This window comes from Brasilonema angustatum (genome assembly GCF_059505445.1).
This window is the reverse complement of record NZ_JCACKO010000145.1, coordinates 112,068-124,708: the sequence shown is the minus strand read 5'-3', so window position 1 is coordinate 124,708 and position 12,641 is coordinate 112,068. Positions and strand designations below refer to the sequence as shown.

Sequence of the window (12,641 nt, the reverse complement as noted above, 5' to 3'; positions counted from 1 at the left end):
TGGTGTCCGCTTTAAGTGTCTTGGTGGTTTATAGTTTACAACTACTCAATCAACCACTCCGCAGCGCGTTCACCTAAATCTAACGCAATGCTCACAGCTTTACCAAGTCGTGGGCGTTCTCGTGTTTCTCGAATATAGGTTTTCACCTGTGTTTCACCACCCAAGCCATTGAGATAATTGGCAATGCTATCCAGATGCTCTTGATACTCTACCTCACTTAATGGGAAAGACGCTTGCTCTAAATATTTCCACATAACTTGTAAGAATATCTTACCCTGTGTCCGACGCAACTGGACATCATAGGAGCGTCCCCACTTCTCAAGCAACAGTTGGCGTAATTCCTGTCCCGTCATATATTTTCTCAAATATTTTTACATTTAGTTATGATGTTAAGTTCCATGACTCAAGTATGATAGGACTATAAAGAAATGTAATCCTACTAAGAAAGATGCTGGAAAGATTTTTGCACAAACCATCCTGGCATCGTTGTGGGCATTATCCTTTTCACTCAGACAAGAGTTTCTTAATTAAAAACTCAAGTCATATTTGTTAACAAAATACACAAAGAACGCGTAGGTTATGGCTCAATTTTCTGAATCAATGGACGTGCCCGATATGGGGCGTCGTCAATTCATGAATCTTCTGACATTTGGAACTGTAACCGGAGTGGCTCTGGGAGCATTGTATCCCGTTGTCAACTATTTTATTCCTCCATCAAGCGGTGGGGCTGGAGGTGGTACAACGGCAAAAAACGAGCTGGGGAACGATGTCAGTGTTAGCAATTTTTTGGAAAGTCATAATGTAGGCGATCGCGTTCTGGTTCAAGGACTCAAGGGAGACCCTACTTATATTGTGGTAGATAGCAAAGAGGCGATTACTGATTACGGGATTAACGCCGTTTGCACACACTTAGGTTGTGTTGTTCCTTGGAACGCAGCAGAGAGCAAGTTTAAGTGTCCCTGTCATGGTTCGCAGTACGATGCTACTGGTAAGGTTGTCCGAGGTCCAGCACCACTATCTTTAGCTTTGAGTCATGCAAAAGCCGAAGAAGACAAAATCGTCCTAACTCAATGGACGGAAACCGACTTCCGTACAGGTGAAGAGCCTTGGTGGGCTTAATCACTGCTGAGTATGCAACTCGTATGTCCATCCTCAGTTGACTATTGAGTAATGACTAATATCAGAGAATCGTTGTCCTAGTTGTCCTTATAGAGATGAGAAATGTTTGTCAAACAGCGAGTTTAACTCGCAGTGCTGGAACAATTATCAAAACCTTGCTCGTAGCGATCGCCACAGTGACATTTTTCTTCACCAGCGATCTAGTCCTACCTCAAGCAGCTTCAGCATATCCGTTTTGGGCACAGGAAACCTACCCTGAAAGCCCTCGCCAAGCGACAGGGCTAATTGTGTGCGCCAACTGTCACCTAGCAGCAAAGCAGACAGAAGTTGAAATTCCCCAGTCTGTTCTGCCTGACACGGTATTTAAAGCCGTGGTAAAAATTCCCTACGATACAAGCGTAGAGCAGGTGGGTGCCGATGGTTCTAAAGCTGGGTTAAATGTCGGTGCTGTGCTGATGCTACCAGAAGGCTTCAAGATTGCTCCGGAAGAACGCATTCCCGAGGAGTGGAAGGAAGAAATTGAGGGTTTATACTATCAACCCTACACCGAAGACAAAGAGAACGTTGTCATCATCGGACCGCTACCTGGTGAACAATATCAGGAAATCGTGTTCCCGGTGCTTTCTCCTAACCCTGCAACGGACAAAAACATTCGCTTTGGTAAGTACGCTGTTCACGTAGGTGGTAACCGTGGACGCGGACAAGTTTACCCCACTGGCGCAAAGAGCAACAACGCGGTATATACGGCTTCTGCTGCTGGTACAATTAGCAAGATTGCCAAAACAGAAGATGAAGACGGTAACGTCAAGTACGAACTCAGCATCCAACCTGAATCTGGGGACGTAGTAGTTGACACCATACCCGTTGGACCTGAATTGATTGTCTCTGAAGGACAAATTGTCAAAAAAGATGAGGCTTTGACCAATAATCCAAACGTCGGTGGATTTGGTCAAGATGATGGGGAAATTGTGCTACAAGATGCTAGCAGAGTTCAATGGATGATTGCATTTGTCGCACTTGTTATGTTGGCTCAAGTTATGCTTGTCCTCAAGAAGAAGCAGGTTGAAAAAGTTCAAGCTGCAGAAATGAATTTCTAAATTCAGAGCCAAATTATCAGTCATAGGACAGGTGTTTGACCTGTCTTTTTTATGTTTGTTTGACTTGATTATAAGAAATGTTATAATCAAGTGAATTGCCTTTATAAAGGAGCATATTTAGATGACCGACAAGACCTATCCTATAGCTTCTGCTAAGATAGGCACGCAAGATGGTTTTCGCTTACCTCGTGCTTTTTCTAAAGACCATCCTCATTTAGTTAATACTTCAGGTTATGTGCAAGTCTTGTCTAAAAATACCTTTTTAGTGCAATTAGACACTGATGAAGTTGAGGAGGTAGATGAAACAGAATCTATTATGATGAGTCTGTTCCTCGACTTTTTGATGAAAGATGCTATTACAAATCCTGAGCAACTCGTTGCTTATACAAAAGAAATGAGCGACGAAATGGATGAGCTACTTTGTGATGTTGTTTTGGATGCATGAACTCATTCACATCTGATGGATGGAGAATATTTTTCTACCCATTGTTTGATAAGCAATGGGTAGAATTGTCTCATCGGGTTCGTACTTTAAAAACTGAGTTATCTAAACAAGAGTTTATGACTCATGCAGATGTAAAGCTACTAAAGGGCTTGAATATTGGTATTAAAGAAAAAATTACTCAAGATCCTTTTGCATCTCACTTTATATTACACAAACCTTTACACAGGTATGGTCGTCTGAAGAAAATGGGGCTACCTGCTCGATATAGATTATTTTTCAGAGCATTTAAAGAACAAAAAATTATTATCATTATTTGGTTAGGATTCCCGCGTAAAGAAGGGGATAAAAACGATTGTTATCAGGTTTTTGCAAAAAAAGTTACTAATATTGACTTTCCTGAAAATGTAGAAGAACTGCTCGCCGAATGTGAGGTAACAGATTTTCAGGAAGAAAAGAAAGATTCTGTGAAAACTAAATGATTACCAAAGATACTACAGAAGAAAAAGTACAACGCTTAGATGATCTGGGCAATGGAAAAAAAATTTTGGCTTTGCACCAGCAGGTGAGGATGCTCTCACCTGCCTAACCTGTGATTTCCGTTTTGCGACTACAATGGACGATACACTCGGTAGTTGATACTGGGGAAAATATTGTCCATCAATTCAACCTTTTCCAGCCAACCGCTATCGATTTTCCCGATTTTAACGTCTTCGTAAAGCTTGTTAAAGCGCATGAGGTGCGATCGCGTCCTTCTGACAGCATAAGGTACCATCGTTCCCGTTCGCATAATAAACGCCCAGTCGGAAGACTGCGCCAACAGCAGTTCCCTCGCTGCTTGGTTCAACGCTTTCCATTCCAACTCATCTTCTGGTTCCCGCTTTGCTATTTCAATCATCCGTTCTGCGGCTTTATGCAAATGTGGGTAAATCCACGTATTTGTGTGGTTCAACCAATACTCGTGGAATCCTTTATAACCCCAACTCGATTGCGAAGGACGGCAAACTTGCTGACTTGGGTTTGCCCGCAGATAATCTGCCAAATGGGTCATTTCATAGGTTTTTTGGTCATACCATGACTTACGGAACAGGTAATCAATAAACCAAGGACCTTCATACCACCAATGTCCATATAACTCGGCATCGTAGGGAGAAACAATAATTGGTGGACGGTTCATCATAGCATGAAGATGTCCTACTTGCTGCTCTCGGTTATACATGAAATTAGCAGCATGTTCCGCAGCTTTTTCCCGTGCCCAATACGGATCGTAGAGTGCCTTATCTGCCAGTCCTAAACCGCGACCAGTAATTTTGTGATACTTAATACCCGTATTTTTTCGCTGACCATTGGGCATAATGTAGGGCTTAATGTAGTCATATTCTGCTTCCCAGCCCAAGTCTTTGTAAAATTCTCGGTATTCTGCGGCACCAGGATAGCCGACCTCAGAAGACCACACCTGCTGAGAAGATTCATGGTCTCGACCAAAGGCAGCAACACCAGTTTCTGTAAAAATTGGGGCATAAGTGCCAAATCGTGGACGAGGACGGGCATAAAGAATACCATGTCCATCGGTAAGGAAATAGCGCAACCCTGCATCGGCTAACATCCGATCTACACCTTCATAGTAGGCGCATTCTGGCAGCCAAATACCTTTGGGTGGGCGACCAAAGTTTTCTTCGTAGTGTTCACAAGCTACCTTAATTTGTCCCCACACAGCTTGTGGGTACATTTTCATCAGTGGTAGGTAGCCGTGGGTAGCACCGCAGGTAATGATTTCTAAATTGTTAGTGTCTTGATATTGCTTAAAAGCTGTGACTAAGTCCCCGTTGTAGCGTTCCCAAACTTCTCGTATCGCCTTAAACTCACTGGCGTAATGCTCGGCTAAATAACGAATATGACCATTGTGGACATTATGCTCGAATTCCAGTTCTATAAGTTCTTCAAGTTTGGCTAAATGAGCGTCGTAGCGTTCTTGCAACACAGGATCGCGTAGCATTGACACAAGAGGAGGTGTCATGCTCATCGTGATTTTAAAATCAACACCGTCTTGCTTTAAGCCTTCAAAGACTCGCAGCAAAGGAATGTAAGTTTCGGTAATGGCTTCATAGAGCCATTCTTCTTCCAGCACATAATCACTTTCTGGGTGACGAACGAAGGGCAGATGTGCATGGAGTACGAGCGCAACGTAGCCGATAGCCATAATTATAGTTCCGGAGTGGTACTTATTTAGATTGAAGGTTGGGATTTGGTAGATGTTAAGAATATTTTAAAACTTTATGGGGATCGTTACAGTTTTGAGTCAACTCTTCAACATGGATATCAGTTCACACCGAAGATTTCTTTTTCTTATGATAGGAAAATTTTATCTTTAAGCAATTTGCTCTGGGTTAATTCCGGCGGTTCGCAAGCGTATTATTGTTTTTGTCGTTTTTACTTATGGTAATTGCTCATGCCCTATGATTCTTCATCTTGATATAACTGCTGTAACTCCTGCAACTGCGTCCTGCGTGAAGTCCGGCGATATTTTTTACTTTCCAGTTTTGGTTCGTATTCAGTCTTTCCCTTACTTTTAGTTTTTACCTTGACAGTAGATTCAGGATCTGCTTGTTGGTTAAGATGAGTTTGGCGCTTAATAACTTCCTCTAAAAAGTCTAAGTAATGTTGATATCGTTCCCAATCTCCACTGACAATACACCCCGGTTCGTCTCGATGCAGACAATCACCAAAACGACAGCTATCAACTGCTAATCTTTGTCTTGCTTCTGGGAAATAACTAACTAATTCTTCTGGGACACAATCAAAGTCAGGTTGATTAAAACCGGGAGTATCTGCTAATAAACCACCACTTGGTAATTCAAATAATTCCACGTGACGAGTGGTATGCCGACCTCGTGCCAGTTTACCAGAAACCTCTCCCACTCGTAAGTTAGCATTGGGAATCAGTGTATTGATCAGGCTGGACTTACCAACTCCAGAAGGTCCAGCAATCACCGTTATCTTGTCTTTAAGCTTACTAGCTACTTGGTCAATATGAATACTTTGATTAACACTAATAAATATTGGTTGGTAGCCCCAACCTCCCAACTGCTGAGTAATTTCTACTTGCTGTTCTTTTGAGATTAAATCGCTCTTATTTAAGCATAAAACTACATCTATATCTGTTGACTCAGCCTTTACCAAAAAGCGACTGAGTTGGAAAGGTTCTAAAGGTGGATCTGCAACAGCAAATAGTAGCAAGATTTGGTTAACATTGGCGATCGCTGGACGATCCAATTCACTTTCACGAGGTAATACTTGAGCGATCGCCCCTCGTCCACCAGCCCAATCTGGTTCTTCTACGACTACGCGATCGCCCACCATCACCTGTTGCCCGATTTTTTTCAACCGTGTTCTGCGAGTGCATAAGAGCATGGGGGGATGAGGAGAACTTTGCTCACTCATCTGTCTCATCCCTATATCTAACTGCACTCGGTAAAAATTAGCTTGCACGGCTAGAACTGTCCCTAGTAACTTATCAGTCGCTTCTAAGGCTTCCCCTCTCATGAGACAGTAACAGGGCGGCGGACTAGTAGGGAGAAATAACTAACACAGTCTGTAATTTTTTCTACCTTATATCCTGCCATTGTCAAACTATCAGGAACCTGCTCTATCGGTTCCCCTGAATCTAGCCAGACTTCTAGTAACTCTCCTGGATTCATTTGCTCCAGACGGAGTTTCGTCCGTACAAAATTTATCGGGCAAGGGGTGCCACGCAAATCGAGTTGAGCATTAGGAGTTGAAAGGGAAGATACACTCATCGTTGGTGAAAGAAATTTCCCAAAAATCCTTCTAGGCCGCCTTTACCAGTGCGATCTCCTTTTATTTTAGCGAGCTTCTCCAAGAGTTCACGTTCTTCTGTTGTCAACTTATTCGGAATATCAATTAACACCGTAATCATGTGGTCACCACGACTGACGGGATTACCCAAGCGCGGGACTCCACGATTTTCCAGCGTCATCACAGTATTTGGCTGAGTTCCGGGTGGAATCAACAATTCCTGTGGTCCATCTACAGTATTGACCTCCAAGCGACATCCCAAAATTGCTTGAAGGTAGCTAATTTTGAGTTCCGAGAGAATATTGATCCCATCCCGATGGAATTCCTCGTCCTCATTGATAAACAGATACACGTATAAATCTCCAGGAGGACCACTGCGTTGACCCGCATCACCTTCTGCAGAAATCCGCAAGCGTGTACCGTTGTCAACTCCTGGTGGAATGGATATTTTTAGTTTCTTCGTAACTTGTTTGGCACCCTTGCCGTCGCAAGCATCACATTTGTCTTCAATGACCATCCCCGTACCATTACAGGTAGGACAAGTCGAAACTTGGGTGAAGCTACCAAAGGGCGTTCTGGTGACACGACGTACTTGACCTGTTCCGGTACAAGTCGAACAAGCGCGAGGGCGAGTTCCTGGTTTAGCACCAGATCCGCTACAAATCTCACAAGTTTCTAGATGAGAAATGCGAATTTCCTTTTCACCGCCAAAGACTGCTTCCCGAAAGTCTAGCTTTAGATCTAGCCGCAGATCATCGCCTCGCACTGGTCCGCTGCGCCGTCTTTGGGTTGTACCACCCGCACTACCAGCAAAGCCTGAGAAAATGCTTTCAAAGATATCAGCAAACCCACCCATGTCACCCATATCTTGGAAGCCTACACCAGCCCCAGCATTCACACCAGCTTCACCAAAGCGGTCATAACGTGCGCGGGTTTCCGGCTCAGAAAGAACTTCATAAGCACGGTTAATTTCTTTGAAGCGATCTTCCGCTCCCGGTTCTTTGTTCACATCTGGGTGATACTTCCGGGCTTGGCGGCGGTAAGCATGTTTGATTTCTTCTTTGTCGGCGTCACGAGAGACACCTAGAATTTCATAATAATCGCGAGCCATAGAGCAAAGGTGAAAGTTAAAAGGTAGAAAGCGGGCTATGCAAAGAGAACTTTTAACGACGAGTTCCGCCGCTCCGAAGTTCAAGAAGGCAGAAGGCAATAGTTAAGTTTTATTAATACTAAAATTTTACCTTTTCCTTTATACAAAAATCACCATAACAGTTATGAATGTCGAGCACTGAGTCAAAAAAATCTGGAATTAGTTTTGAAATCAAAGACTTAAGTTAAGACCAGAAAAATTTTTACTCACTACTGACAGCAGCAACAAGTGCTTTCCTCATGGTAAACGACAAAAGCAATAGCCTGAAGCTGTCTCTTTTACAATTGTGCTACGTAGATTGCAAAAACTCCGCTCACTTTACAGACGAGCTAACCGCACTAAAAAGTGTGGAAAACCGTTCATTCAAGGTTGGGTCTTACAGAAATATAGGGATGTAGGGCAACCATTAAAACCAATTTCAGAGATTCTATGATTCAAATTGTAGAGGAGTGAGAATCTAGAATCCGTCATTTTTGGACACAACCCAAGCTCTTGGCAATTCTCTAGTCTATTGTCTCGTAACCAACCTGCATCATGCTCTCATCTTTCAAATCAAAGTCAAATGGTGGTGTTGACGTTCCACTAGAGGGTGCTGCTGATTCTAAAGTCAATGGATGATCGCAAGCTGCGGCTATTGTATTAGTTTGGCTATTAACGGAATTATACACTTGGGATCCAATGTCAAACAAAGTTTGCTGGAAGTTATCCAAGTCTTGTTGAAATTCAGCTACAGAGATTGCTTCATCTGCCATTGCTGCTCGTAACTGTATGACTTTTTCAATGACCAAGGCTTTCATCTGGTCGTTAAATATATCACCATTATACTTTAAGGTAGATTCGTAACTATACAGTAGATTATCTGCTTGATTTTTCAACTCAACCAGTTGCATACGTTTTTTGTCATCTTCAGCAAACATTTCGGCTTGTTGTCGCATGCTTTCAACTTCGTTGGCACTTAAGCCACCTGTATTGGTAATGAGAATACTTTGTTCTCGAAGAGTGGCTTTGTCTTGTGCTGCAACTTTGAGGATGCCATTAACATCAATTTCAAAAGAGACTTCAATTTGCGGTACACCACGCTTAGCGATCGCAATTCCTGGAAGGAGAAATTTGCCCAAACTCTTGTTATCCCGCGCCATTGCCCGTTCACCTTGAAGGACGTGAATTTCCACTCCAGTTTGCCCATCAACTGCTGTGGAAAAAATTTGGGACTGGGTAGTTGGAATTGTGGTGTTGCGTTCAATGATTTTGGTGAACACTTCTCCCAAAGTTTCAATCCCCACAGACAAGGGCGTCACATCTAACAAAAGCAAATTATCAACTTCACCACCCAGCACTCCAGCTTGAATAGCTGCTCCTAGTGCAACTGCTTCGTCGGGGTTGATAGAGCGATCTGGAGTTTTGCCATCAAAAAATTTGCTTAAGGCATTTTGAACAGCTCGAATGCGAGTGGAACCGCCTACTAAGATCATCTGATCAATGTCTTGTGGTTTGAGTTGTGCATCTTTGAGCGCCTGAGTAATCGGTTCGATAGTCGCTTCAACCAAATGTGCCGTTAACTCATCAAATTTGGCGCGGGTGAGTTCCATTTGCAAATGCTTCGCTCCTGTTTCATCAGCAGTGATAAAAGGCAAATTAATTGAAGTGCTGATTCTACTGGAAAGTTCAGTTTTTGCTTTTTCCGCTGCTTCCCGCAAACGTTGCAAAGCCATCTTGTCCCCAGAAAGGTCAACTTTCTCTTCTTCCTGGAAGCGTGTGATCATCCACAGAACAATACAGTTATCAAAATCATCCCCACCGAGGTGGTTGTTGCCACAAGTCGCCTTGACTTCAAAGACTCCATCCCCCAATTGTAGAATGGAAACATCGAAGGTACCGCCTCCTAAGTCAAATACTAGGATGAGCTGCTCTTGGTCTTGCTTATTCAACCCAAAGGCTAAGGCAGCAGCAGTTGGTTCATTAATAATCCGCAAAACTTCTAGTCCGGCAATTGTACCAGCGTCTTTGGTAGCTTGTCTTTGAGCATCTGTAAAATATGCTGGTACTGTGATCACTGCCTTTTGGACAGGTTCACCTAAAAAGTTTTCCGCATCCTGTTTCAGTTTTTGCAGGATCATAGCGGAGATTTCTTGTGGTGTGTAATGATGTCCGTGAAGAAGGACATCAACAGTATCGTCTCGACCTTTGACACAAGTGTAAGAAACGCGCGAGCGTTCACCTGCAGTATCGGCCCAACGACGACCGATAAATCGCTTAATACTGAGAATAGTGTTTTCCGCATTCGTGACCGCTTGACGTTTTGCCAGTTGACCGACCAAGCGTTCACCATCCTTACCGAATCCTACAATACTAGGAGTCGTTCGTTCACCCTCTGAATTCGTAATGACAATTGGTTGACCACCTTCGAGAACCGCGACACAACTGTTGGTAGTGCCTAAATCGATCCCAATAACTTTTGACATAAATATCAGTTTTTGACACCAGTATTTTGACCGGAAGTTTTGAGCAATCTTTACCCGGTGTTCGCGATACACGAACACCGGGTAAAGATTGCTAAACTTTGGGCGTGATGTTTCCGTGACTATCTGTCGGGTGTGGTGAGATTGCTCGCCCCAGTTTCCCAGGGACTTTTGATCAGTAAGGCGAGCGAATACACGTTAGCTATTGGCTAGACTCAACTGAGTTTTCCGCACTCGAAGGTGCATCTTCCTTTGGAGCAGCCACCTTCACCATTGCATGGCGCAGCACGCGATCGCCCAAGTAATATCCGCGTACTAACTCTTCTAACACTGTTCCTTCAGGATATTCATCCGTAGGTTCCCGCAATACTGCTTCGTGCAAGTTGGGATCGAATGGTTGAGTTTCTGGACGCATTGGTGAGACACCCAAGCGCTTTAAGGAATCTACTAATAACTTGTAAACACCTTGGTAACTTTTGTGAATCGTCATCTCCCCATCATTTTGGGGTTTAATTTGCGCTCTTGCTCGTTCAAAATTATCAACGATTGGTAGTAATTCAGTAATCGTGTTCCGTTTTATCTGCTGCTCCAAATCTTCTTTCTCTTTTTGATTCCGTTTGCGGTAATTCTCAAAATCAGCCACAATCCGCATATATTGAGTGCTGCGCTCTTCTAGCTGCGCTTTTAGAGACTCAATTTGTTGATGAAGTGCAGCTTCTTTGGCTGTAAAGTCAGTACTTGCGCCCTCAACTTTTGCAGCAACGCTATTGTCTTGACTCTGTGTTGCTGTATCTTCAGAGACGTTGATTTGCCTTGCCACTGGCTCAGTCTCGCTTTGGGTTACGTTGGGATTGATGTCGGCTGTAGAGTCGCTTGTCATTGCTTGCTTTTCCTCGCTTTCTTCACCTGATTGCTGGTTTGTGTTGTTTTGCTGTTTATCTTCGTCTATCATTGTGCACTCTTCCCAGATGCTCAATTGGGTAGTTATCCCCATATCTTGCAACAATTGAATTCGGCTGCAAAAACCGGTTACCTGGAATATGAACTATGAACTAGGTAACACCTTGCGGACGACTTCTTATAGGATTGTATAAACTATGAATGAAGTACGGAATATTTCATTCTTCATCCTTTAGATTTAGAGTGGCCACCGTCATCTATTTTGACAAATGCTGAGTAAGTTAGCGTATAAGCTCCTTGGACGGGTTACCCTCAAAAAGGCATCCCAGAGAAAATGGGGAGTGAGGTCAATGCCCTATGGCACTTTGTGCCATAGGGCAGAATGTAAGGGTATAAGGGGAGCCACTGCCCTAGTGGGAACGGCCACGCCTTACGGTGGTGAGTCCAGCGCTCTTGGTAGGGTCTCCCTCCGCAGTCGCCTAGGTCGGGAGAGCCGTCATTCGCGCTGTCTCACCGTGCGCGGGTTAAGCGCGTTGAGGCATGTGGCGTGAGCCAGTGCGTTGCGGTGAGACCACAGTGTGAATGACGGCTTTCCGCTCTCACGGCATCTGCTGGCTCCCTATGGCGGCGCTCCGCCAGGCCATTCGGCTATCGCAGCGTGACCGTTCGGTATGGGGCCGTCCTGCCCGCAGGGCTCAGGTCATCCCCGGAGGGCTTCCCGCTTTCAAGGGTAGGTTTTTTGGAATGTGGAAAAAGTTTTTGAAAATTCTTAATTATGAAAATACTGATTAGCAACGATGATGGTATTTCTGCTCTAGGTATTCGTACTCTAGCAAACACTTTAGCGCAAGCAGGTCATGATATCAATGTAGTTTGCCCGGATCGAGAGCGTTCCGCAACTGGGCATGGATTAACAATGCATCAACCAATTCGCGCTGAAATGGTTGAGTCGATTTTTCATCCTGCTGTCAAAGCTTGGGCTTGTGATGGCACTCCCTCAGACTGTGTTAAATTGGCGCTGTGGGCTTTGTTAGATTCTCCACCAGATTTAGTTCTATCTGGCATTAATCAGGGTGCTAATTTAGGAACCGAAATTCTCTACTCTGGTACTGTCTCTGCAGCAATGGAAGGTTTGATTGAAGGCATTTCCAGTGTGGCGCTCAGTCTTACCAGTCACACAAATAAGGACTTTCAACCAGCTGCTGACTTTGCCAAAATCTTTGTAGGACAACTGGCGCAAAACCCTCTACCAGGGTTGATGTTACTTAACATCAATATCCCCGCTGTTAAATGGGAAGAAATTGCAGGAGTTAGTGTCACGCGCCAGGGAGTGCGGCGTTACATCGATGTATTTGATAAACGATTAGATCCGCGTGGGAAAACTTACTATTGGTTGACGGGAGAAGTTGTAGAAGATGTGGAACCTCCAGTAGGTTTAAATCTTCCTGAAAATATACCTATAGATGTGCATATGATCCGTAAAAACTACATCAGTATGACTCCATTACAATACAACCTTACTTATGCAAATGGATTGAATCAATTATCTCAGTGGAATTTTAAGTTTCCGTAAAGTCTTTTCTTTATCAAGGCAAGTATATGGATAAATCCATGAGAGCAAAATATCGGTTATAAAGTCGGAGTGTCATTGAAAGTAA

12 protein-coding genes are annotated in these 12,641 nt (G+C 43.8%); 5 read left to right on the top strand and 7 right to left on the bottom strand.

Annotated elements, in window-relative coordinates:
- Positions 1 to 41: 41 nt before the first annotated feature.
- A complete protein-coding gene (locus tag AC5JM2_RS29960) occupies positions 42 to 353 on the bottom strand; it encodes a DUF3067 family protein (protein ID WP_495838845.1) in 312 nt (103 codons plus the stop codon).
- 226 nt (positions 354 to 579) lie between these two features.
- Between AC5JM2_RS29960 and petC the strand changes: the two genes are divergently transcribed.
- The 4 genes from petC to AC5JM2_RS29940 all read left to right on the top strand — a co-directional run bounded on the left by petC (position 580) and on the right by AC5JM2_RS29940 (position 3,140).
- Positions 580 to 1,119, top strand: a complete 540-nt coding sequence (petC, locus tag AC5JM2_RS29955; protein WP_495838843.1) for a cytochrome b6-f complex iron-sulfur subunit — start codon at positions 580 to 582, stop codon at positions 1,117 to 1,119.
- Between the two features lie 95 nt (positions 1,120 to 1,214).
- Complete coding sequence (gene petA / locus AC5JM2_RS29950; protein WP_495838841.1) at positions 1,215 to 2,216, top strand: cytochrome f; 1,002 nt, start codon at positions 1,215 to 1,217, stop codon at positions 2,214 to 2,216.
- Positions 2,217 to 2,337: 121 nt separating this feature from the next.
- On the top strand, positions 2,338 to 2,661 hold the full coding sequence (locus AC5JM2_RS29945; protein ID WP_169266834.1) for a hypothetical protein: 324 nt from the start codon (positions 2,338 to 2,340) through the stop codon (positions 2,659 to 2,661).
- The gene (locus AC5JM2_RS29940) at positions 2,658 to 3,140 is read left to right on the top strand and encodes a type II toxin-antitoxin system YhaV family toxin (protein WP_495838839.1); all 483 of its coding nucleotides are present in this window, start codon (positions 2,658 to 2,660) and stop codon (positions 3,138 to 3,140) included. Before AC5JM2_RS29945 ends, AC5JM2_RS29940 begins: the two co-directional genes overlap by 4 nt.
- A 128-nt stretch (positions 3,141 to 3,268) precedes the next feature.
- Here the strand turns inward: AC5JM2_RS29940 and AC5JM2_RS29935 are convergent, their stop codons facing one another.
- From AC5JM2_RS29935 to grpE, 6 genes are all read right to left on the bottom strand, one after another.
- Positions 3,269 to 4,858, bottom strand: coding sequence for a glycoside hydrolase family 57 protein (locus AC5JM2_RS29935; protein WP_495838837.1), 1,590 nt, complete (start codon positions 4,856 to 4,858; stop codon positions 3,269 to 3,271).
- Between the two features lie 254 nt (positions 4,859 to 5,112).
- Positions 5,113 to 6,201 (bottom strand): small ribosomal subunit biogenesis GTPase RsgA, encoded by a 1,089-nt coding sequence (gene rsgA, locus AC5JM2_RS29930; RefSeq protein WP_495838835.1) that lies wholly within the window; start codon positions 6,199 to 6,201, stop codon positions 5,113 to 5,115.
- Entirely contained in the window at positions 6,198 to 6,455 is a 258-nt protein-coding gene (locus AC5JM2_RS29925) for a sulfurtransferase TusA family protein (RefSeq protein ID WP_495838833.1), read from the bottom strand. Before AC5JM2_RS29925 ends, rsgA begins: the two co-directional genes overlap by 4 nt.
- The gene (gene dnaJ / locus AC5JM2_RS29920; protein ID WP_495838831.1) at positions 6,452 to 7,585 is read right to left on the bottom strand and encodes a molecular chaperone DnaJ; all 1,134 of its coding nucleotides are present in this window, start codon (positions 7,583 to 7,585) and stop codon (positions 6,452 to 6,454) included. Before dnaJ ends, AC5JM2_RS29925 begins: the two co-directional genes overlap by 4 nt.
- 542 nt (positions 7,586 to 8,127) lie before the next feature.
- On the bottom strand, positions 8,128 to 10,086 hold the full coding sequence (gene dnaK / locus AC5JM2_RS29915) for a molecular chaperone DnaK (RefSeq protein WP_495838829.1): 1,959 nt from the start codon (positions 10,084 to 10,086) through the stop codon (positions 8,128 to 8,130).
- A 199-nt stretch (positions 10,087 to 10,285) separates the two neighbouring features.
- Complete coding sequence (gene grpE / locus AC5JM2_RS29910) at positions 10,286 to 11,035, bottom strand: nucleotide exchange factor GrpE (protein ID WP_495838827.1); 750 nt, start codon at positions 11,033 to 11,035, stop codon at positions 10,286 to 10,288.
- A gap of 723 nt (positions 11,036 to 11,758) precedes the next feature.
- Here grpE and surE point away from each other — a divergent pair.
- Complete coding sequence (gene surE, locus AC5JM2_RS29905; RefSeq protein ID WP_495838825.1) at positions 11,759 to 12,556, top strand: 5'/3'-nucleotidase SurE; 798 nt, start codon at positions 11,759 to 11,761, stop codon at positions 12,554 to 12,556.
- Positions 12,557 to 12,641: the final 85 nt, after the last annotated feature.

Bases quoted from the DNA above. Each gene is read 5' to 3' on its own strand.
- AC5JM2_RS29960 (WP_495838845.1), bottom strand. From the start codon at position 353: ATGACGGGACAGGAATTACGCCAACTGTTGCTTGAGAAGTGGGGACGC.
- petC (WP_495838843.1), top strand. From the start codon at position 580: ATGGCTCAATTTTCTGAATCAATGGACGTGCCCGATATGGGGCGTCGT.
- petA (WP_495838841.1), top strand. From the start codon at position 1,215: ATGAGAAATGTTTGTCAAACAGCGAGTTTAACTCGCAGTGCTGGAACA.
- AC5JM2_RS29945 (WP_169266834.1), top strand. From the start codon at position 2,338: ATGACCGACAAGACCTATCCTATAGCTTCTGCTAAGATAGGCACGCAA.
- AC5JM2_RS29940 (WP_495838839.1), top strand. From the start codon at position 2,658: ATGAACTCATTCACATCTGATGGATGGAGAATATTTTTCTACCCATTG.
- AC5JM2_RS29935 (WP_495838837.1), bottom strand. From the start codon at position 4,858: ATGGCTATCGGCTACGTTGCGCTCGTACTCCATGCACATCTGCCCTTC.
- rsgA (WP_495838835.1), bottom strand. From the start codon at position 6,201: ATGAGAGGGGAAGCCTTAGAAGCGACTGATAAGTTACTAGGGACAGTT.
- AC5JM2_RS29925 (WP_495838833.1), bottom strand. From the start codon at position 6,455: ATGAGTGTATCTTCCCTTTCAACTCCTAATGCTCAACTCGATTTGCGT.
- dnaJ (WP_495838831.1), bottom strand. From the start codon at position 7,585: ATGGCTCGCGATTATTATGAAATTCTAGGTGTCTCTCGTGACGCCGAC.
- dnaK (WP_495838829.1), bottom strand. From the start codon at position 10,086: ATGTCAAAAGTTATTGGGATCGATTTAGGCACTACCAACAGTTGTGTC.
- grpE (WP_495838827.1), bottom strand. From the start codon at position 11,035: ATGATAGACGAAGATAAACAGCAAAACAACACAAACCAGCAATCAGGT.
- surE (WP_495838825.1), top strand. From the start codon at position 11,759: ATGAAAATACTGATTAGCAACGATGATGGTATTTCTGCTCTAGGTATT.